Source organism: Variovorax sp. LG9.2, assembly GCF_035018885.1.
Lineage (GTDB): Bacteria > Pseudomonadota > Gammaproteobacteria > Burkholderiales > Burkholderiaceae_C > Variovorax.
The window spans coordinates 1-19,048 of record NZ_JASJXB010000012.1 but is presented as its reverse complement, the minus strand read 5'-3'; the positions used below and the strand labels follow the sequence as shown (position 1 = coordinate 19,048).

Below are 19,048 nucleotides of genomic sequence, written 5' to 3'. Positions count from 1 at the left end.
GACAGCGTGCGCGGAGCACACAGGGATGATGGAGTTTAGGCAGCGCAAGCTCGGCCGCCAAGGCGTAAACGCTGAACGCATTGTTCGCTATGGTGAACAATGCATCCATGGAACCCCAAAAGATCGAAGCGCTCTGGATGCATCTGCACTGGCTCACCGTGCTGGCGCAGCAGGGCAGCTACACGGCGGCGGCGCAACGGCTCGGTGTGAGCAAGGCCGCGATGAGCCAGCGCATCGCCGAGCTGGAGCGCGCTGCCAATGTGCAACTGGTCCAGCGCACCACCCGCAGCGTGCGACTGACCGAAGCGGGGCAGCGGCTGGTCGACGACATGCGCACGCCGTTCGAGCAGATCGCGCACAGCTTCGCCAGCGTGCGCGACCTGGCCGGTGTACCGACCGGTCTGCTGCGCGTAACCGCGCCGGTCGCCTTTGCGCGGCAGCAACTGGTACCGCGCATCGCTGAGTTTCTGCGGGCGCATCCTGACGTGCGCATCGAGCTCGACCTGTCGGATCGGCTCAGTTCGCTGGCGATGGAAGGCTTCGATCTGGCGATCCGCCACACCGCTGCGCCACCCGACACACACGTGGCCTGGACGCTCTGCGCCACACGATCGGTGCTTGTGGCGAGCCGCGCCTATCTGCGGCGCCGTGGCGTGCCCCGAGAACCGTATGACCTCGCCTCGCACGACTGCTTGCACTATCCCCGTGTGAAGGACACACCGGCGTGGCACTTCGAGGCGAAGGCCACGGTGTCGACGATGGGGAAGCTCGCCGGCCAGCGCCTGACCGTGCCCGTGTCGGGCCCGTTTGCGGCAAACAACAGCGAGGCGTTGCGCGATGCCGCACTCTCGGGATTGGGCATCGCGCTCATGCCCGACTTCAGCGCGCAGTCGGCATTGCAGTCGGGCAAGCTGGTCGAGGTGCTGGCGCAGTGGCGGCCAGTGGGTGCGTTCGGCGAGCAGCTCTACGCGATCCGGCCCTACGCGACGCATGTGCCCCGGGCAGTTGCGGCATTCGTCGAATGGCTGCGTGGCGCGCTTGCGCCGGGCTTTTCCGTGCAGCCCTGACGCACCCTGCGGTTAGGATGAATCCCGCCTTCAAACGAGCCGCCTCAGGCACCGACCGAACCCATGCCGCCAGCCGCTGCACCGATCCCTGCGCCCGACGCCGAAAGCGTTTTGCCGCGTGTCGTGCGGCACGATGAGCAAGGGCACCGGCTGAACGTCGCGAGTGGACGCTGGACGGCGCTGGCCATGTCGCGAACGTCGACTTGGGAGGCGCTGTCGAAGAGCCTCGGAGCTGCGCCGGCGAGCGACGAAACCGCTTGGGATCTGCGCCCGATCGAGCAACTCGACCACATCGGCGCGCAGCTCCTGTGGGGCCACTGGCACAACGCGTGGCCCGCATCGCTGGAAATGTCAGATCAGCAGAAGGCCGTGCTCGATCAGGTGGCGCGGTACACCTGCGGCACACCCGACGAGCCGCCCAAGACGCTGGCCGATCGCCTCAAGGCTTTCGCGCTCAACGGCCCGCGCCTGATGATCGTAGCGGGCGAGTTCACCCGGATGATCGGACAGCTTGCGCTCGATATCGGCAAGCTCATTCGTGCGCCGCACCGGGGGCCGTGGCGCGACTTTTCCGGGCATCTGTACCAGTTCGGCGCTACTGCTTTGCCGATCACCGCGCTGGTCGGCTTGCTCATCGGCGTGGTGCTGGCTTACCTCACGTCGCAGCAACTTCGGCAGTACGGCGCTGAAACTTTCATCGTCAACATCCTCGGACTCTCTCTGGTGCGTGAACTCGGGCCTGTTCTTGCCGCGGTGCTGATCGCGGGGCGTTCCGGTTCGGCGATCACCGCGCAGATCGGCGTGATGCGGGTGACCGAAGAACTCGACGCAATGCGCGTGATGGGCATCCCGCATGGCTTCAGGCTTGTCATGCCGCGCGTGCTGGCACTGGCCATTGCCATGCCGCTCATCAGCCTCTGGACGTCGATGGCAGCATTGGCGGGTGGCATGCTGGCCGCCGAGGCTGCGCTCGATATTTCGCCCGCCTTCTTTTTGTCGGCGCTGCCGCGCGCGGTGCCCATCGGTAACCTGTACCTCGCGCTCGCCAAATCGGCGGTGTTCGGCATCCTGATCGCTCTGGTCGGCTGCTACTTCGGTATGAAGGTCAAGCCCAACACCGAAAGTCTGGGAAAGGGCACGACGTCGTCGGTGGTGACGTCCATCACCATCGTGATTCTGGTCGATGCATTGTTCGCGGTACTGTTCCGCGGCGTGGGGTTTTCGTCGTGACAGGCTTCGTCGATCCGAGCGTGCCCGTGGTCGAAATCCGCAAGCTCTGGACGGTGTTCAAGAGCCCGGAAGGCGACCAGGTGGTGCACCGCGACCTCGACCTCGTCATCCAGCGGGGCGAGGTCCTGTCGCTGGTCGGCGGGTCGGGCACCGGCAAGACCGTGCTGCTCCGGCAAATGCTCGGGCTCGAGCAACCGACGAAGGGCGATGTCAAGGTGCTGGGCGAGGCACCCGGCAAGCTCAGCGCGACGGGTGCAGCCAACGTCGGCATGCTGTTTCAGCACGGCGCGCTGTTCTCTGCATTCAGCGTGCTGGAGAACATCGCGTTTCCGTTGCGCGAATTGAAGTTGCTGCCCGACGAACTCATCCGCGACGCCGCAATGGTCAAGTTGCAGATGGTCGGCCTGGGGCCCGAGAACGCAGGCCGCAGTCCGTCGGAGTTGTCGGGCGGCATGATCAAGCGGGTGGCGCTCGCGCGTGCGCTCATCATGGATCCGCCGCTGCTGTTGCTGGACGAACCGACGGCCGGCCTGGACCCGGAGAGCGCAGATGAGCTTTGTGATCTGCTGCGGGGCCTGCACCGCGAACTCGGCCTCACCGTGGTCATGGTCACGCACGATCTGGACACGCTGTTCGACCTCAGCACGCGCATCGCGGTGCTGGCCGACCATAAGGTGATCGTGACTGGCGAAGCGCGCGATGTGATCGCCTATCCGCACCCCTTCATCCACCAATATTTTCTCGGCGGACGCGGCCAGCGCGCCATGGAGGCGTTGCACGAAAAACGTGCGGCCCCGCCGATTGAACGGCCCGCCAACGCGGGCTAGAAAGAAAGGGAACACTGCCCATGGAAAACAAAGCCCATGCCATTGCCGCCGGTGCTTTCGTGCTCGGACTTATCGCCTTGCTCGTCGGGCTGGTGGTCTGGTTCACGCGCGACAACACCGTGCGCAATATCTACGAATTGTCGACCAGCGATGCGGTGAGCGGTCTGCAGCCGCAGGCCATGGTGCGCTACCGCGGCATCGCGGTCGGCAAGGTCACGCTCATCGACTTCGACCCCAAGCGCAAGGGCAACGTGCGGGTGCGCATCAGTGTCGACGAGCGCGTGCCGCTCACGCAATCGAGCTACGCGACGCTGAGCTACCAAGGCGTGACCGGCCTGGCGTTTATCGCGCTGGACGACAAAGGCGGATCGACCGTGGCGCTGGTCCCCAACAACGACGATCCGCCGCGCCTTCCGCTCAAGCAATCGGCCCTCGCGCAGTTGCAGGACCGCGGCGAAGCCATCATCAACCAAGTCGAGGAAGTGACGAAGCGTGCCAATACCTTGCTCAGCGATGCCAATCAAAAGCACTTTGCCGACGCGCTCGAAAACATCGCGCAGGCGGCTGGCAGCGCGAACGATCTGACCAAGCGACTCGACAACACCGTCAAGACGTCGCTCGACCCGGCGCTCAAGGCCATGCCCGATGCGTTGACGCGCGTGAAGGCCGCCGCCACCGATGTTTCGCGGGTGGCGAACAACCTCAATTCGACGGTGAGCCGCGTCAACGAGAAAGACGGTGCGCTCGACCGATTGGCGAGCGGCACGCAGGCGCTGGGTCAGGCAGTGGATTCTTTCAATACCGCGACGCTGCCGCGCGTCAATCGCGTGGCCGACGACACCTCGCGCGCGGTACGCCGGCTCGGCCGCGCGGCCGACGGCATCAACGACAACCCGCAATCGCTCTTGTTCGGCAACGGCGGTGCTGCAGCCGGACCGGGTGAGCCCGGCTTCGCACTGCCTCCGGCTTCCGCACTGCCGGCCGCCAACAGCGCAGCGCGCCCTTGAAGGGGAACACATGAAACCAATCGATTCAGTCGCTCGGCTCGTACTGCCGTCTGCCTTCGGGCCGGCTCTGCTCGCGCTTTTGATCGCAGGTTGCGGCGCATTGCCCGACAAGCCACAGCGCGCGGCGCTCTACGACTTCGGGCCGGGGCTCGGTACGCCATCGGCCACGACGAGCACCGCGATGCCGCCCATCTCTTTGCCGGAGATCGATGCCAACACCAGGCTCGACGGCACCCAGCTGAACTATCGATTGGGCTATGCCGATGCCAATGAACTCAAGCCGTACGGTCAGTCGCGCTGGAGCGTCGCGCCGACGCAGTTGCTGCGGCAGCGTTTGCGTGAAGCGCTGTCGGCACGTCGCACTGTGCTCGGGCCGGAAGAAAGCGCGACCATCGCGCGTCGCGACGGCAAGGTGCCGGACACGCTGCGGATCTCGCTCGACGAATTCAGCCAGTACTTCGAATCGCAAGCGTCGAGCGTAGGGTTGGTGCGGCTCCGCGCGACGCTGGTTCAGAGCACGGCGGGCGGCGACAGGGTGCTCGGGCAGCGCAGCTTCAACGCGCAGCGCCCGGCACCGACCGGCGATGCCGCAGGCGGCGTGAAGGCGCTGGCAGCAGCGAGCGATGCGGCGATTGCAGAGATGGTCGCGTGGGTCGATCAGCTGCCGCGTTAAGCCCGCCGCCGAGAGCCGAACGACGGCCTTAGGCGCCGCGCGACAACAGCACGGGGAACAACTTGCCCAGGCCGTCGGCCATCACTTCGACAGCCAAAGCCGCGAGGATCAGTCCCATCAGCCGCGTCATGATGTTGATGCCGGTGCGGCCCAGCACCTTGGCAATCGGCTCCGCCAACGAGAACGCAGCAGCGGTCGCCAGTGCGATGACCGCGCCATAACCGACCAGCACGAAAAGCTCCCAGAGGTGCTTCGCCTTCTCGGCATAGATCACCACCGTCGACATGGTCGCCGGACCGGTCAGCAGCGGGATCGTCAAAGGCACGACCGCGATCGATGCACCGAGCGACGCCTTCACCTCTGTCGCCCGGATTTCCTCGTTGGTCGTCTTGTCTTCCGCCGGTTTGGCGTTGAGCATCGACAGCGAACTCATCATCAGCAGCAGACCGCCGCCGACTTGAAAGCTGGCGATCGAAATGCCGAAGAAACCGAGCAGTTGCAACCCGAGCAGTGCGCTGACCGCGATCACCACGAACGCGCTGAACGAAGCCACGATGACCGTGCGTCGCTTTTGCGCCTCGTTGAACTCCTGCGTGTAGTGAATGAAGAATGGAACGATGGCGAGCGGGTTGACGATGGCCAGCAGCGTGATCATCGGCTTGATGAGATCCATCGTCGGGCTGGCCATCAGCGTCCTCCCGCGACGTCCAGTACCGTCGCGGTGGTGTAGCTCGACTCGGGCGACAGCAACCACACGATCGCTTCGGCAACTTCCTGCGCGCTGCCGACGCGCTTCATCGGCACGCCGGGCGCCAGTTCTGCGGCGCGGCCGGGCTGCCCACCGGAGGCGTGGATGTCTGTGTCGATCAAGCCCGGTCGCACTGCGTTGACGCGAATGCCTTCGTCGGCCACCTCTTTCGCCAAGCCGAGGGTGAAGGTGTCGATGGCGCCTTTGCTCGCGGCGTAGTCGACGTACTGGCCCGGGCCACCGAGCCGCGCTGCAGCGCTCGACAAATTGACGATCACGCCGCCTGCGCCACCGTGCCGGGTGCTCATGCGTCGCACCGCCTCGCGCGCGCAGACGAAGCTGCCGATCACGTTGATGCGCAGCATGCGTTCGAGCCGCGCGACCGACATCTGGTCGACGCGCGCCTGCACGTCGACCACGCCTGCGTTGTTGACCAGCGCGGTGAGCCGACCGAGCTCGGCATCGACCTTCGCGAACATTGCCACGACCTGCGCTTCGTCGCCGACATCGGCCTGCACGGTGATTGCCGTGCCGCCCTCGGCGCGAATGGCGCGCACCACCTCGTCGGCAGCGAGCGGCTGGCTGGCGTAGTTGACGGCGACGGCATAGCCGCGGCGCGCCGCGAGCAGGGCGGTGGCGGCGCCGATGCCGCGACTGCCACCGGTGATCAAGAGCACTTGTTCCAAATCCTGCCTCCTGCACAAAAGTTGCGCGTCAGTTAAAAACTGATTACATCACCGCGACATCACGAGGAGACACCCTTGACACGCACGATCGATTACTACTTTGCGCCGCAGAGCCCGTGGACCTATCTCGGTCACGCGCGCTTCGCCGCTATCGCCAAATCAGCCGGCGCCACGGTGCGTGTGCGGCCGGTCGACCTGGGCAGCGTCTACCCCGTGTCGGGCGGCTTGCCGCTCGGCAAACGGGCACCGCAACGCCAGACTTATCGACTGCTCGAACTCGCGCGCTACTCGAACCATCTCGATGTGCCGCTGCATCCCAAGCCCAAGTTCTTTCCGGTGGCCAGCGACGACGCGGCCAAAGTCATCATCGCGGTCGATATCAAGGACGGCACCGAGGCGGCCATGCGTCTGTGCGCTGCCGTGTTCGCCGCGGTGTGGGCGCAAGAGCGCAACATCGCCGACCCCAAGGTGCTTGCCGAGCTGGTCGCTGAATGCGACCTGGCGGAACAACGCAACGACCAATCGCAAAGCCAAGCCGTGCAGGAACGCTACGAGGCCTACACGCAGGAGGCGATCGACATCGGGATCTTCGGTGCGCCGAGCTACGTGGTCGACGGCGAAATCTTCTGGGGCCAGGACCGGCTCGACTTCGTCGAGCGGGCACTGAGCCTGAAAAATCCATCCAACCAAGGAGCATGACCATGGGTCAATTCATCGATCTCACCGCCAAAGACGGTTTTACCTTTCCCGCCTACGTGGCAGAACCCAAGGGCACGCCGAAGGGCGCAGTCGTGGTGTTGCAGGAAATTTTCGGCGTCAACTCGCACATTCGTTCGGTGGCCGACGGCTATGCGGCCGAGGGCTATCTGGCCGTGGCTCCATCGACCTTTCAGCGCACGAAGCCGGGCGTCGAGCTGGGCTACTCGGATGAAGACATGAAGGCGGGCTCAGCCTTGAAGGCCGCGGCCGAAGCACTCCCCAAGCCGGGCGTGTTGCAGGACATTCAAGCGGCGGTCGATTACGCAGCGCGTGCCGGAAAGGTCGGCATCGTCGGTTATTGCTGGGGCGGCTTGCTGACCTGGCGTGCTGCCGCCGAAGTGTCGGGCCTTTCGGCTGCTGCGCCTTACTACGGCGGCGGCATGACGACGCCGGAAGAAAGTGCGCTGGAGCCGCAGGTGCCGGTACTCGCGCACTTCGGCGACAACGACCATTGGATTCCGCTGGACACCGTCGACGCCTTCAAGAAGGCGCATCCCGATGTCGAAGTGCACGTTTACGCGTGCGGCCATGGCTTCAACTGCGAGCAGCGCGGGTCGTACAACGCCGAAGCCGCCGAGCTTGCGAAGGACCGCACGCTGGCGTTCTTTGCCAAGCACCTGGCCTGAGTCGAGGCGAAGGCCGCACTCAATGCTTTCTGGTCGTGCTGCGCGTGCCGATGCGCGTCTCCAGAAAGTCCAGAAACGCCCGCAGCGCCGCGCTGTTGTGGCGCCGCTGCAGGTAGGCGGCTGACAGCCACATGTCGTCCCGAACGAATTCTTCGAGTGCCGGCACCAGCTCGCCATGGTCGAGGTGCGGCTGGATGATCAGCGCCGGCAGATAAGTCACGCCGAAGCCCTGCATCGCCACCTCGATGAGCGGGCCAGCCTCGGTCGCGTCCATGCGCGTCTTGAGCGGCACATCGAGCGGCTTGCCGTCGACCTGAAAACGCCAGTGCGGATGCAGCCCGAGGCGTGAGTGCGTCAGCGCGTCGTGCTGCGTCAACTCCGACGGATGCGTCGGCTTGCCGTGCTTTTTCCAGTAGCGCGGCGAGGCGCACAGCACGAGCTTCATCAGCATGAGTCGCCGCACGATCAGGTTGTCGTCTTCGATGGGGCCGAAGCGCAGCGCCACGTCGATGGCTTCCTCCGCCATGTCGACCATCCGATTGCTCAGGTGCAGGCTGATGCTCACATCGGGGTAGTAGCCCATGAACTGCCCGATGAGCTTGGGCAGGTCGCCCTGGCCCATGCCGTGCGGGGCCGACACGCGCAGCCTGCCGCGCGGCTTGCTGGCGTGCTCCTGCAGCTCGGCAGTCGTCAGCGCAACCATCTCCATCACCGGCTTGCTGCGTTCGAGCAGCAGCTGGCCGGCATCGGTGAGACTGACGGATCGCGTCGATCGATTGAGCAAGCGCACGCCGAAGCGCGTTTCGAGCTCGGCCACGTATTTGCTCACCGTCGCTTTCGACATGTCGAGCGCTGTTGCGGCGCGGGAAAAGCTGCCGCGCGCAGCCACTTCATGGAAGGTTTTGATGAGGTCGAAGCTGTCCATCGAGGCGGTCCGATAAAGAGGTGATTGTTTCCACGGCGTGAACGCCGAGGTTCTTTTTCTGCGGGTTTTCCCTGCCATTCTCGGTTCAAACTTCATCTCACAGACCAGCCCACAAGTTGATCTGGGTGAACAGGGCCCCGAGCGAGGAGGTCGCATCCGAACCAGGAAGCGGCACCCACCCAAGACCGGTTCGAAATCATCCAAACAGTTGAAGGAAATTGAAATGAAGACCTCGAAAATCATCGCCGCTGCCGCGCTCACTTTGTTCGCTGCTGCTGCCGCTCAAGCTGAAACTTATGAAGGCGTGCATGCGCCGACGTCGATCGCCAGCCGCGCCGAAGTGCAATCGCAAGCTGTCGTTGCTGCGCACAGCGACAACCCGTATGCGGAAGGTGCCAACTCCGGCGTGCAAGTGATCGCTTCGACTGCCGAGCGCTCGGTCGTTCGTTCGGAAGCAGTCGCCACTGCGCATAACCCGCTGCAGAGCCTCGACCGCCGTGCGTTCTATCGCGATCAGGTGCCGGCCCAATACCGCAAGCCTGCGGTGTCTTTCACCCGTCAAGCCGGGCTGTAATCAAGACGGTTCGGCAGCATGACCGACTGAAAAAGCGGACCTTCGGGTCCGTTTTTTTATGGGCTGAGAAGACGCGCGTCGAACGATCAGCGGGCGCTGCGCGTCAGATAGCGTTTCCGCCAGAACACGAGCACGAGCACCACCGCCACGACCAGCATCGAGCCCATCGCGAGCCAGAAGCCATCTGACTTGTGCACCAGCGGGATGAATTCGAAGTTCATGCCGAAGATGCCGGCGATCAGGTTGAGCGGCAGGAATATCGCGGTCAGCACCGTCAGCACTCGCATGATGTCGTTGGTGCGATGGCTCTGGATGCTGAAGTGCATCTGGACCGCCGTCTCTATGTTCTGCTCGAGCCGCCGCACATGGTTGACCACGCGCTCGATGTGTTCCAGCGCATCCCGGCTGCGCACCATCAGCAGGTCTCGCTCGCGTTGTGCCGGCTTTGTTTCCGGCTCAGGCAGCGTCTCTTGCGAGTCGATCCAGTCTTGAACCGCCGAGCGCTGGTCTTCGCAAATATTGCCGAGGTGACGCAGCGACTGACGCGCCTCCATCAGCGCGCCCCAGTTGGTGAAGCGACTCTTCGGCTCGATCAGTTCGGCTTGCCAATGGTCGAGCTGCGTGGTCAGGTCGCGCCGCAGATCGAGATAGCCGTCGACGATCTGGTTGACGACGCGCAGCATCAGGTCAGCGGGGCTGGTCGGCATGCGTGCACTGACGGCGCGGGCATCGAGCGCGGGGTCGGCGTTGTGCTGTGCGGTCGACCCATTGATGCCGTCGGATGCAGCGGCCAGCAGCTTGGCCGCATAGGCGTCGCGCATAGCTGCATCGAACGGATGCACCGACAGCAGGACGCGGTCGAACACCGCGAACCCGACCGGTCGCGTGTCGATGCGCCGCAGCACCGGAGGTCCGCCGCGCGTTGCGGGCGCGGATGCGCGCGCGCGTTCTACGTCAGCCTGGTTCGCTGCGCCGGGCATCGCGCCGTCGCGTGCGGCCAGCCGACGAAACACGAGCACGTCGTACAGCGAGGTGTAGTCGTAGTGCGAGGGCAACTGATCGTTCAGCAGATCCGCGACATGCAGATCGACCAGCTGAGTGCCGCACACCGTCTGCAGGATGCCCTGTACCGCGACGAGCGCCGCACGGAATTCATCGCGCGTAAGCGATAGCCACAAATAGCTGTCGTCCCCACAGGCGCCAGGCGCGGCCAGTGGCGCCAGTGCGTCGTGCTCGTCGACCCGCGAGCCGGTGATCTTGAAGATGCGCATCGCGCTATTTTTTTTGCAATAAGCGGGCAGCGTCTAGCGCGAAATACGTCAGCACGCCATCGGCGCCGGCGCGTTTGAACGCGAGCAAGCTTTCGAGCACGACAGCGTCGTGGTCGAGCCAGCCGTTTTGCGCCGCTGCCTTCAGCATCGCGTATTCGCCACTCACTTGGTAGGCGAAGGTCGGCACGCGGAACTCTTCCTTCACGCGGCGCACGATGTCCAGATACGGCATGCCCGGCTTGACCATCACCATGTCGGCGCCTTCGGCGATGTCGATGGCCACTTCGCGCAGCGCTTCGTCACTGTTGCCGGGGTCCATCTGATAGACCTTCTTGTTGCTCTTGCCCAAGTTTGCCGCGGAGCCGACGGCGTCGCGGAACGGCCCGTAGAAGGCGCTGGCGTACTTGGCGCTGTAGGCCATGATTCGCGTGTGAATATCGCCTCGCGCTTCCAGTGCGGAGCGGATGGCACCGATGCGACCGTCCATCATGTCGCTAGGTGCAACGATATCGACGCCGGCTTGCGATTGCGTGAGGGCCTGCTTGACCAGCACTGCGACGGTGGAATCGTTGAGGATGTAGCCGGTATCGTCGAGCAAGCCATCCTGGCCGTGGCTGGTGTAGGGGTCGAGCGCCACATCGGTCATTACACCCAGTTCCGGAAAGCGTGCTTTCAGCGCCGACACCACGCGCGGGATAAGTCCGTCTGGATTGAAAGCTTCGTCACCGGTGGGCGTTTTGAGCTTGGCGTCGATGACCGGGAACAGCGCCATCACCGGAATGCCTAGGGCGATGCACTGCTCGGCCACCGGGAGCAACAGATCGAGGCTCAGGCGTTCGACGCCCGGCATCGAAGCCACTGCATCCCGGCGCTGCGTTCCTTCCTGCACAAAGACGGGATAGATCAGATCGTGGGATGTGAGCGCATGCTCACGAACTAGATTCCTCGAGAAGCCGTCGCGGCGCAACCTGCGTGGCCGACCGGCGGGAAATGCGGCAAATGAAGAAGCGTGAGAAGTCATGCGGGAAATTTTGCCCGATCTGAAAGATTGCAACGATTGTCGTTTGGGCGACTATTCGGTCTGTAAAACCGCAGATTTGAGGGCTTTCGTATTGGCTTTCCCGCACCAAACGTCAAAAAATAGTTAACTCAAAGCTTGATAGGTTGTTTGCGCTTTGTTAAATTCCGTGTCGGGCGGCTTGCCGCTCCCCGCTTTTCCTCCCTGAGCGGGTGCCTCGATGTGTGACAGCAAAAAGGCTTCCCAGCCCGGCGTTTTGACGCCGGGCTTTTTTTTTGCCTGCGGTGTCGGGCAAATCCTCGGTCAGTCAATTGCCCGGCTTGCGCCACTAAACTGCTGCGATGCTCTGGGTCAAATCGCTGCACATCGTGTTCATCGCCAGCTGGTTCGCCGGCTTGTTCTATCTCCCGCGGATTTTCGTGAACCTGGCGATGGTTCCGCCGGAATCGGTCGCAGAACGAGCCCGGTTGTTGCTGATGGCCCGCAAGTTATTGCGTTTCACAACGCTTCTCGCTGTTCCGGCGCTCGCCTTCGGACTCTGGCTTTGGCTGGGCTACGGTATCGGTCTCGGACCAGGCAACGGATGGATGCATGCCAAGCTGGTGCTGGTGCTCGCCACCATCGGCTATCACTATGCTTGCGGCGTACTGCTGCGTCGCATCGATGCGGGCACAGCGCGGCATACCCACAAGTGGTACCGCTGGTTCAACGAAGCACCGGTTTTGCTGCTGACGGCCATCGTGATCCTCGTCGTCGTCAAACCCTTTTGAACGTGGCGGCTTCGCACAAGACCGCCGCGCTACCGCTTTCCCTGGCCTACGCGGCGCTGATCGTCTACGCCAGTCTTTATCCGTTCGCAGATTGGCGAGACCAGGGCATCGCGCCGTGGGCGTACCTGACGGCGCCGTGGCCGAAGTACTGGACCGGCTTCGATTTGGGCATCAACGTGATTGGCTACGCGCCGCTTGGCTTCCTGATGGCGGTGGCCGTGATGCGTGCGCGCTCCGACATCGGCGGTTTCAATGCCGTGCTGCGCGCCACGCTGGCGGGTGGCGCGATCTCTTTCGCCATGGAAACATTGCAGAGCTACCTGCCTGCGCGCATCCCTTCGAACGTCGACTTCGGACTCAACACCATAGGCGCGCTCGTGGGCGCAACCTTGGCCGCAGGGCTGGAGCGCTTCGGCGCGGTGGCGCACTGGAGCCGTGCCCGCTCCGCTTGGTTTGTCGAAGACTCGCGTGGCGCACTGGTGTTGCTTGCGTTGTGGCCGGCTGCGCTGCTGTTCCCGGCAGCTGTGACGTTCGGGTTGGGCCAGGTGTTCGAGCGCATGGAGACGGGCATTGCCGATTGGCTGCAAGACACGCCGTTCATCGACTGGATGCCGGTTCGCCAGTTCGAACTCGAACCGCTGGTGCCCGGCGTCGAGCTGCTGTGCGTGATGCTCGGCGCATTGGTGCCGTGCCTGCTGGCCTTCGTGGTGACGCGCTCGGTGGTGCGACGCGCCATGTTGCTGCCATTGACTCTCGGCATGGGGATGGCGACTACCGCGTTGTCGGCGGCGCTGAGCTATGGCCCTGAGCACGCGTGGGCCTGGTTGAGTTTGCCGGTGCAAATCGGCATTGCCGCGGCGGTTTTCGCCGGTGCCCTGCTGCTCGCGGCGCCGCGTCGCTTTCTGGCCGCGCTGCTCCTGATTGCGCTGGTGCTGCACTTGAGCTTGCTGAACCAGGCGCCGGAGAGCGCGTACTTCGCGCAGACGCTGGCAACGTGGGAGCAGGGGCGCTTCATCCGCTTTCACGGACTGTCGCAGTGGCTCGGTTGGCTCTGGCCTTTCGTGACGCTGGGTTACGTGCTGCTGGTGCTGTCTCGACGGCCGCGGCAATCCTAGAATCTGCAGATGTCCAGTTTTTCATCTACGCCACCCGCTGTTGGCGGCTACTACGAGCGCCACATCTTCTTCTGCCTCAACGAACGCAAGAACGGAGAGGATTCATGCGCCATGCACGATGCCCAACAAGGCTTTGATCGCTGCAAGGCGAAGGTCAAGGAGGCCGGGTTGTCCGGTGTTGGCAAAGTGCGCGTGAACAAGTCGGGCTGCCTCGACCGTTGTGCCGGCGGCCCGGTGGCGGTCGTGTATCCCGAGGCGGTCTGGTACACATTTGTCGACAACGAAGACATCGACGAGATCGTCGATTCGCATCTCAAGAATGGCCGGGTCGTCGATCGCCTGTTGCTCCCGCCTGACGTGGGCCGTTGAGCCGTGAATTCGCAAACCGAAAAGCTCAGCTTGCACGGCGGCGCGGGCGCGATTGAGGCGGAGCGCGACGCCGCCGCGGCGGGCACGCAGGCGCGCGGTGTAGTGGTCATTGCGCATCCGCATCCGCTCTTCGGCGGCACTATGGACAACAAGGTCGTGCAGACACTGGCCCGCGCCTTCATCGCGTCGGGCTGGACGGCAGTCCGATTCAATTTTCGCGGCGTCGGCGCCAGCGAAGGCGTGCATGACGAAGGACGTGGCGAGGCAGACGATATGCGTGCCGTGATCGAGCAAGTCGCACCGCATGGGGCGCTGGCCATCGCGGGCTTTTCGTTCGGCGCCTTTGTGGCGATGAATGCGCTGAGTGCGCTGTGGGCGGTGCGCGATATTCAGCGCGTGGCACTGGTTGGTGCCAGCGTTGCACGGGTGCCACCGGGACCGTTGCCAGAGGCGGCGCACGAACGCACGCTGGTCGTGCACGGAGAACAGGACGACACCGTTCCGCTGGCAGCCGTGCTGGACTGGGCGCGCCCGCAGTCACTTCCTGTCACGGTAGTTCCCGGGGGCGGTCATTTCTTTCACGGACAATTGCCGTTGCTCAAGCAGCTTGTCGCCCGCCACCTACGCGTGGATTAGTTTCTCGTCTTTTTCCAACCCCCCAATGAATCGTTTCTTCATCGCGTTTCGCGCGCTGATGCTGGCGGCTGTCGCATCGTTCAGCCTGATCGCGACCGCGCAGGTTCCGGCGCCGCCGGAAGTCGCCGCGCGCAGTTATTTGCTGCTCGATGTCACGGCAAATCAGTTGCTAGCCCAAAAAGACATCGACATGCCGGTCGAGCCCGCTTCGCTTACCAAGTTGATGTCGGCGTATCTGGTGTTCGACGCGTTGCGCGCAAAGAAGATCACGCTTGCGCAGACCATGCCGGTGTCGCTCCGTGCCTCGAAAATGCCGGGTTCGAGGATGTTTATCGACCCGAAAATGCAGGTGCCGGTCGACGACCTGATCAAAGGAATGATTGTTCAGTCGGCCAATGACGCGACCAACGTGCTTGCTGAAGGCGTCGGCGGCACGCTCGAGCATTTCGTTGAATTGATGAACGAGCAGGCCAAGGTGCTCGGCATGAAAAACACGACGTACAAGAATCCCGAAGGATTGCCGGCACCGGGTCACATCACGACGGCGCGCGACTTGAGCATTCTGGCCACGCGATTGATCCACGACTTTCCCGAAGAAACAAAGTACTACGCGATCAAGAAGTACCGCTACCCTGGCACTCCATCGACCAACGACACCAATCGCAACGTGCTGTTGTTTCGCGATCCGACGATCGACGGCCTGAAAACCGGGCATACCGACACCGCGGGGTTTTGCATGATCGCCACCGCCAACCGCGACTTTCCGAACCTGCCGGGCGGTCGCAGGCTGCTGTCGATCATCCTCGGTGCGTCGAGCGAAACCGCGCGCGCCAACGAATCGCAAAAGCTGCTGAACTGGGGCTACACCGCCTATGACGACGTGCTGCTTTTCGATGCGGATCAGCCGGTTGCCACGCCCGCCATCTGGAAGGGCAGGGTCAACACACTCAAGCTTGGCCGGCCTGAAGCCATCGTGGTGGCTGTGCCATCGGGCTCGGCCGGTAAAATCAAGACGCAACTCGCCCGGCCTGACCCGCTGGTGGCGCCGATTACCAAGTTCCAGGCGGTCGGATCGCTGAAGGTCACGCTCGGCGACCAGTCGGTGGCCGACATTCCACTGGTTGCACTGGAGCCGGTGGAGCAAGCCGGCATCCTCGGCCGCGCCTGGGACGCTGTACGGCTCTGGATCAAGTAAGCGAGAGAGTTGGTTGGCGGCGGCTGGGCTGCTATACTCGTGGGCTTTTCGGAAATTCCCGAGGTGCCTTCGACGGCGCTCGGCGCTATTTCGAAGGGTTTCACGTTTTTGCATCTCAGGTCCCTCGCGTCACGACGAGGAATTCGCCGGGGATGCCGTTTTGGGACTAACTCATTCATGCCAACCATCAATCAACTGGTGCGTCAGGGTCGAACGGTCGAAAAGATCAATTCGAAAAGCCCTGCCATGCAGAACTCGCCGCAACGTCGCGGTGTCTGCACCCGGGTCTACACCACGACCCCCAAAAAGCCGAACTCGGCATTGCGTAAGGTTGCCAAAGTGCGCCTGACGAATGGCTTCGAGGTCATCTCGTACATCGGCGGCGAAGGCCACAACTTGCAGGAACACAGTGTCGTGCTGGTTCGCGGCGGTCGTGTCAAAGACTTGCCGGGCGTGCGTTATCACATCGTGCGCGGTTCGCTCGACTTGCAAGGCGTGAAAGACCGCAAGCAGTCGCGTTCCAAGTACGGCGCTAAGCGCCCCAAGAAGGCTTAAGCCTTCTGCGTTAAAAAACGGTGTTCGACGTGCCTTGGCGGGTGCATCGAACGAAGTGGCCCGATTCTGGGCCGAGTAAGTGAGAGTTATTGTTGGCTCTCGCGGCGCTGGAAACGGTGCCAACTGAAGCAAAGAGGTTAGTAACATGCCACGTCGTCGCGAAGTCCCCAAACGTGAAATCCTTCCGGACCCAAAGTTCGGCAACGTCGAGCTGTCCAAATTCATGAACGTGATCATGGAAGGCGGCAAAAAAGCGATCGCCGAGCGCATCATTTATGGCGCCCTCGAGCAAATTGAAAAGAAGAACCCGGGCAAAGATCCGGTCGAAGCTTTCACCATGGCCATCAACAACGTGAAGCCGATGGTTGAAGTGAAGTCGCGCCGCGTGGGCGGTGCGAACTATCAGGTGCCGGTCGAAGTTCGCCCGGTCCGTCGTCTGGCGCTGTCGATGCGCTGGATCAAGGAAGCCGCACGCAAGCGCGGCGAAAAGTCGATGGCCCTTCGTTTGGCCAACGAACTCATGGAAGCCACGGAAGGCCGTGGCGGCGCGATGAAGAAGCGCGACGAAGTGCACCGCATGGCCGAAGCCAACAAGGCTTTCAGCCACTTCCGCTTCTAAACGGTCCCCTCAAATCAGACTGGCTGGAAGCCCGACCCACCGCTTGGTGGGCGGGCTTTCATCCGTTAACGGAGTAATTTTTCATGGCACGCAAGACCCCCATCGAGCGCTACCGCAATATCGGTATCTCTGCGCACATCGACGCTGGCAAAACCACGACGACCGAGCGCATCCTGTTCTACACGGGCGTCAACCACAAGATCGGCGAAGTGCACGACGGCGCTGCGACGATGGACTGGATGGAGCAGGAGCAAGAGCGCGGCATCACGATCACCTCGGCTGCCACCACCTGCTTCTGGAAGGGCATGGCGGGTACTTTCGAAGAACACCGCATCAACATCATCGACACCCCCGGTCACGTCGACTTCACGATCGAAGTCGAGCGCTCGATGCGCGTGCTAGACGGTGCTGTCATGGTGTACGACGCGGTCGGCGGCGTGCAACCCCAGTCGGAAACTGTCTGGCGTCAAGCCAACAAGTACAAGGTTCCGCGTCTTGCGTTCGTCAACAAGATGGACCGCACCGGCGCCGACTTTCTCCGCGTGCGCCAGATGATGGTCGACCGACTGAAGGCCAACCCGGTCGTGATCCAGATCCCCATCGGTGCCGAAGAGCGCTTTCAGGGCATCGTCGACCTCGTCAAAATGAAGGCCATCATCTGGGATGACGACAAGGGCGTGACGTTCACGTACAGCGAGATTCCTGAAAACCTCGCTGAAGTCTGTAAGGAATACCGCGAAAAGCTCGTCGAAGCGGCCGCCGAGTCGAGCGAAGAGCTGATGAACAAGTACCTCGAAGGCGAGGAATTGACCGAAGTCGAAATCAAGGCCGGCATTCGCCAGCGCACGATCGCGGGCGAGATCCAGCCGATGTTGTGCGGCTCCGCGTTCAAGAACAAGGGCGTCCAAGCCATGCTCGACGCCGTCGTCGAATACATGCCTGCGCCGACCGACATTCCCCCGGTCAAGGGCATGGACGAAGACGAAGTGCCGACAACGCGCAAAGCCGACGACAGCGAAAAGTTCTCAGCGCTCGCATTCAAGCTGATGACGGATCCATTCGTGGGCCAGCTGACCTTCGTGCGCGTTTATTCGGGCGTACTGACCAAGGGTGACAGCGTTTACAACCCGATTCGGGGCAAGAAGGAGCGCATTGGCCGGATCGTGCAGATGCACGCCAACAACCGCGTCGAAGTGAGCGAAATTCGCGCCGGCGACATTGCGGCGTGCATCGGCCTGAAGGAAGTGACCACGGGCGAAACCCTGTGCGATCCGAATGCGATCCTGACGCTCGAGCGCATGATCTTTCCGGAATCCGTGATCTCGCAGGCTGTCGAGCCGAAGACCAAAGTGGACCAGGAAAAGATGGGTATCGCCTTGCAGCGCCTCGCTCAGGAAGACCCTTCGTTCCGTGTGAAGACGGACGAAGAATCGGGTCAGACGATCATTGCCGGCATGGGCGAGTTGCACCTGGAAATCATCGTTGACCGCATGCGTCGCGAATTCGGCGTGGAAGCTAACGTCGGCAAGCCGCAAGTTGCTTACCGCGAGACGATCCGCAAGACCGTCGAAGATGCCGAAGGCAAGTTCGTGCGCCAGTCCGGCGGCAAGGGTCAATACGGCCATGTCGTGCTCAAGATCGAGCCGCAAGAAGCGGGCAAGGGCTTCGAATTCGTCGATGCGATCAAGGGCGGTGTCGTGCCGCGCGAATACATTCCAGCAGTGGAAAAGGGTGTTGTCGAAGCGCTGACCCAAGGCGTGCTGGCCGGCTATCCGGTCGTCGACGTCAAGGTCACGCTGCACTTCGGCTCCTACCATGATGTGGACTCGAACGAAATGGCATTCAAGATGGCTGCGATCTTCGGTTTCAAGGAAGGCGCCCGCAAGGCCCAGCCGGTCATCCTCGAGCCGATGATGGCCGTGGAAGTCGAAACGCCTGAAGACTACGCCGGCAACGTGATGGGTGATCTGTCATCGCGTCGCGGTATGGTTCAAGGCATGGAAGACATGATGGGTGGCGGGAAGACGATCAAGGCTGAAGTGCCTTTGTCGGAAATGTTCGGCTACTCGACGACGCTGCGTTCGATGTCGCAAGGCCGAGCCACGTACACGATGGAGTTCAAGCACTACGCTGAAGCTCCGCGCAATGTGGCCGAAGCAATCGTCGCTGCCCGCGCCAAGTGATCTCCAGGTAATTCATAGATTTGTCTGCGACTGTGTGCCTCTCGTTGCCCGTGGCGAGAGATTCAGCAACATGGTGCAGACGTTAAACCTCACACGGGCCTGCTCTTTCAAGGATTGAAAAATGGCAAAAGGAAAATTCGCCCGTACCAAGCCCCACGTGAACGTGGGCACCATCGGTCACGTCGACCACGGCAA

At 62.7% G+C, this 19,048-nt stretch carries 21 protein-coding genes and 1 pseudogene; 17 read left to right on the top strand and 5 right to left on the bottom strand.

Annotated features, from left to right (window positions below; all coding sequences use genetic code 11):
• Positions 1-107: 107 nt before the first annotated feature.
• From QN413_RS14130 to QN413_RS14110, 5 genes are all read left to right on the top strand, one after another.
• Entirely contained in the window at positions 108-1,067 is a 960-nt protein-coding gene (locus QN413_RS14130; protein ID WP_323497224.1) for a LysR family transcriptional regulator, read from the top strand.
• A gap of 63 nt (positions 1,068-1,130) precedes the next feature.
• On the top strand, positions 1,131-2,297 hold the full coding sequence (locus tag QN413_RS14125) for an ABC transporter permease (protein ID WP_323497223.1): 1,167 nt from the start codon (positions 1,131-1,133) through the stop codon (positions 2,295-2,297).
• The gene (locus QN413_RS14120) at positions 2,294-3,124 is read left to right on the top strand and encodes an ABC transporter ATP-binding protein (RefSeq protein WP_323497222.1); all 831 of its coding nucleotides are present in this window, start codon (positions 2,294-2,296) and stop codon (positions 3,122-3,124) included. Before QN413_RS14125 ends, QN413_RS14120 begins: the two co-directional genes overlap by 4 nt.
• Positions 3,125-3,144: 20 nt before the next feature.
• On the top strand, positions 3,145-4,131 hold the full coding sequence (locus QN413_RS14115) for an MlaD family protein (RefSeq protein ID WP_323497221.1): 987 nt from the start codon (positions 3,145-3,147) through the stop codon (positions 4,129-4,131).
• 10 nt (positions 4,132-4,141) lie between these two features.
• Positions 4,142-4,804, top strand: a complete 663-nt coding sequence (locus QN413_RS14110) for an ABC-type transport auxiliary lipoprotein family protein (RefSeq protein WP_323497220.1) — start codon at positions 4,142-4,144, stop codon at positions 4,802-4,804.
• A gap of 28 nt (positions 4,805-4,832) precedes the next feature.
• Here QN413_RS14110 and QN413_RS14105 read toward each other — a convergent pair whose 3' ends face one another.
• A complete protein-coding gene (locus QN413_RS14105) occupies positions 4,833-5,477 on the bottom strand; it encodes a MarC family protein (protein ID WP_187054834.1) in 645 nt (214 codons plus the stop codon).
• A gap of 14 nt (positions 5,478-5,491) precedes the next feature.
• Entirely contained in the window at positions 5,492-6,238 is a 747-nt protein-coding gene (locus QN413_RS14100) for an SDR family oxidoreductase (RefSeq protein WP_187053963.1), read from the bottom strand.
• A 75-nt stretch (positions 6,239-6,313) separates the two neighbouring features.
• On the opposite strand from QN413_RS14100, the gene QN413_RS14095 reads away from it, so the two are divergent.
• Both QN413_RS14095 and QN413_RS14090 read left to right on the top strand, forming a co-directional pair.
• A complete protein-coding gene (locus QN413_RS14095; RefSeq protein WP_323497219.1) occupies positions 6,314-6,937 on the top strand; it encodes a 2-hydroxychromene-2-carboxylate isomerase in 624 nt (207 codons plus the stop codon).
• 2 nt (positions 6,938-6,939) lie between these two features.
• Positions 6,940-7,623, top strand: a complete 684-nt coding sequence (locus QN413_RS14090) for a dienelactone hydrolase family protein (protein ID WP_323497218.1) — start codon at positions 6,940-6,942, stop codon at positions 7,621-7,623.
• A gap of 19 nt (positions 7,624-7,642) precedes the next feature.
• Here the strand turns inward: QN413_RS14090 and QN413_RS14085 are convergent, their stop codons facing one another.
• Entirely contained in the window at positions 7,643-8,548 is a 906-nt protein-coding gene (locus QN413_RS14085; protein ID WP_323497217.1) for a LysR family transcriptional regulator, read from the bottom strand.
• A gap of 223 nt (positions 8,549-8,771) precedes the next feature.
• Between QN413_RS14085 and QN413_RS14080 the strand changes: the two genes are divergently transcribed.
• Complete coding sequence (locus tag QN413_RS14080) at positions 8,772-9,122, top strand: alpha/beta hydrolase (protein WP_323497319.1); 351 nt, start codon at positions 8,772-8,774, stop codon at positions 9,120-9,122.
• A gap of 86 nt (positions 9,123-9,208) precedes the next feature.
• Here the strand turns inward: QN413_RS14080 and QN413_RS14075 are convergent, their stop codons facing one another.
• A complete protein-coding gene (locus QN413_RS14075) occupies positions 9,209-10,393 on the bottom strand; it encodes a magnesium transporter CorA family protein (protein ID WP_323497216.1) in 1,185 nt (394 codons plus the stop codon).
• A gap of 4 nt (positions 10,394-10,397) precedes the next feature.
• Positions 10,398-11,414 (bottom strand): porphobilinogen synthase, encoded by a 1,017-nt coding sequence (hemB, locus tag QN413_RS14070; protein WP_323497215.1) that lies wholly within the window; start codon positions 11,412-11,414, stop codon positions 10,398-10,400.
• A 338-nt stretch (positions 11,415-11,752) separates the two neighbouring features.
• Between hemB and QN413_RS14065 the strand changes: the two genes are divergently transcribed.
• The 9 genes and pseudogenes from QN413_RS14065 to QN413_RS14025 all read left to right on the top strand — a co-directional run.
• A complete protein-coding gene (locus tag QN413_RS14065) occupies positions 11,753-12,181 on the top strand; it encodes a CopD family protein (protein WP_323497214.1) in 429 nt (142 codons plus the stop codon).
• Between the two features lie 2 nt (positions 12,182-12,183).
• Entirely contained in the window at positions 12,184-13,296 is a 1,113-nt protein-coding gene (locus QN413_RS14060) for a VanZ family protein (protein WP_323497213.1), read from the top strand.
• A gap of 9 nt (positions 13,297-13,305) precedes the next feature.
• Positions 13,306-13,665, top strand: coding sequence for a (2Fe-2S) ferredoxin domain-containing protein (locus QN413_RS14055; RefSeq protein WP_323497212.1), 360 nt, complete (start codon positions 13,306-13,308; stop codon positions 13,663-13,665).
• 3 nt (positions 13,666-13,668) lie between these two features.
• On the top strand, positions 13,669-14,301 hold the full coding sequence (locus tag QN413_RS14050) for an alpha/beta hydrolase (protein ID WP_323497211.1): 633 nt from the start codon (positions 13,669-13,671) through the stop codon (positions 14,299-14,301).
• Positions 14,302-14,326: 25 nt separating this feature from the next.
• Positions 14,327-15,496, top strand: a complete 1,170-nt coding sequence (locus QN413_RS14045) for a D-alanyl-D-alanine carboxypeptidase family protein (RefSeq protein ID WP_323497210.1) — start codon at positions 14,327-14,329, stop codon at positions 15,494-15,496.
• Positions 15,497-15,673: 177 nt separating this feature from the next.
• The gene (gene rpsL / locus QN413_RS14040; protein WP_013543948.1) at positions 15,674-16,051 is read left to right on the top strand and encodes a 30S ribosomal protein S12; all 378 of its coding nucleotides are present in this window, start codon (positions 15,674-15,676) and stop codon (positions 16,049-16,051) included.
• 145 nt (positions 16,052-16,196) lie between these two features.
• Positions 16,197-16,670, top strand: a complete 474-nt coding sequence (gene rpsG, locus QN413_RS14035; RefSeq protein ID WP_068630557.1) for a 30S ribosomal protein S7 — start codon at positions 16,197-16,199, stop codon at positions 16,668-16,670.
• Positions 16,671-16,753: 83 nt separating this feature from the next.
• Positions 16,754-18,853 carry an elongation factor G gene (fusA, locus tag QN413_RS14030; protein WP_187053975.1) on the top strand — a complete coding sequence of 700 codons (2,100 nt, stop codon included), beginning with the start codon at positions 16,754-16,756 and terminating at the stop codon, positions 18,851-18,853.
• Positions 18,854-18,974: 121 nt separating this feature from the next.
• Positions 18,975-19,048 (top strand): annotated as a pseudogene (locus QN413_RS14025) (elongation factor Tu); the annotation flags it as partial.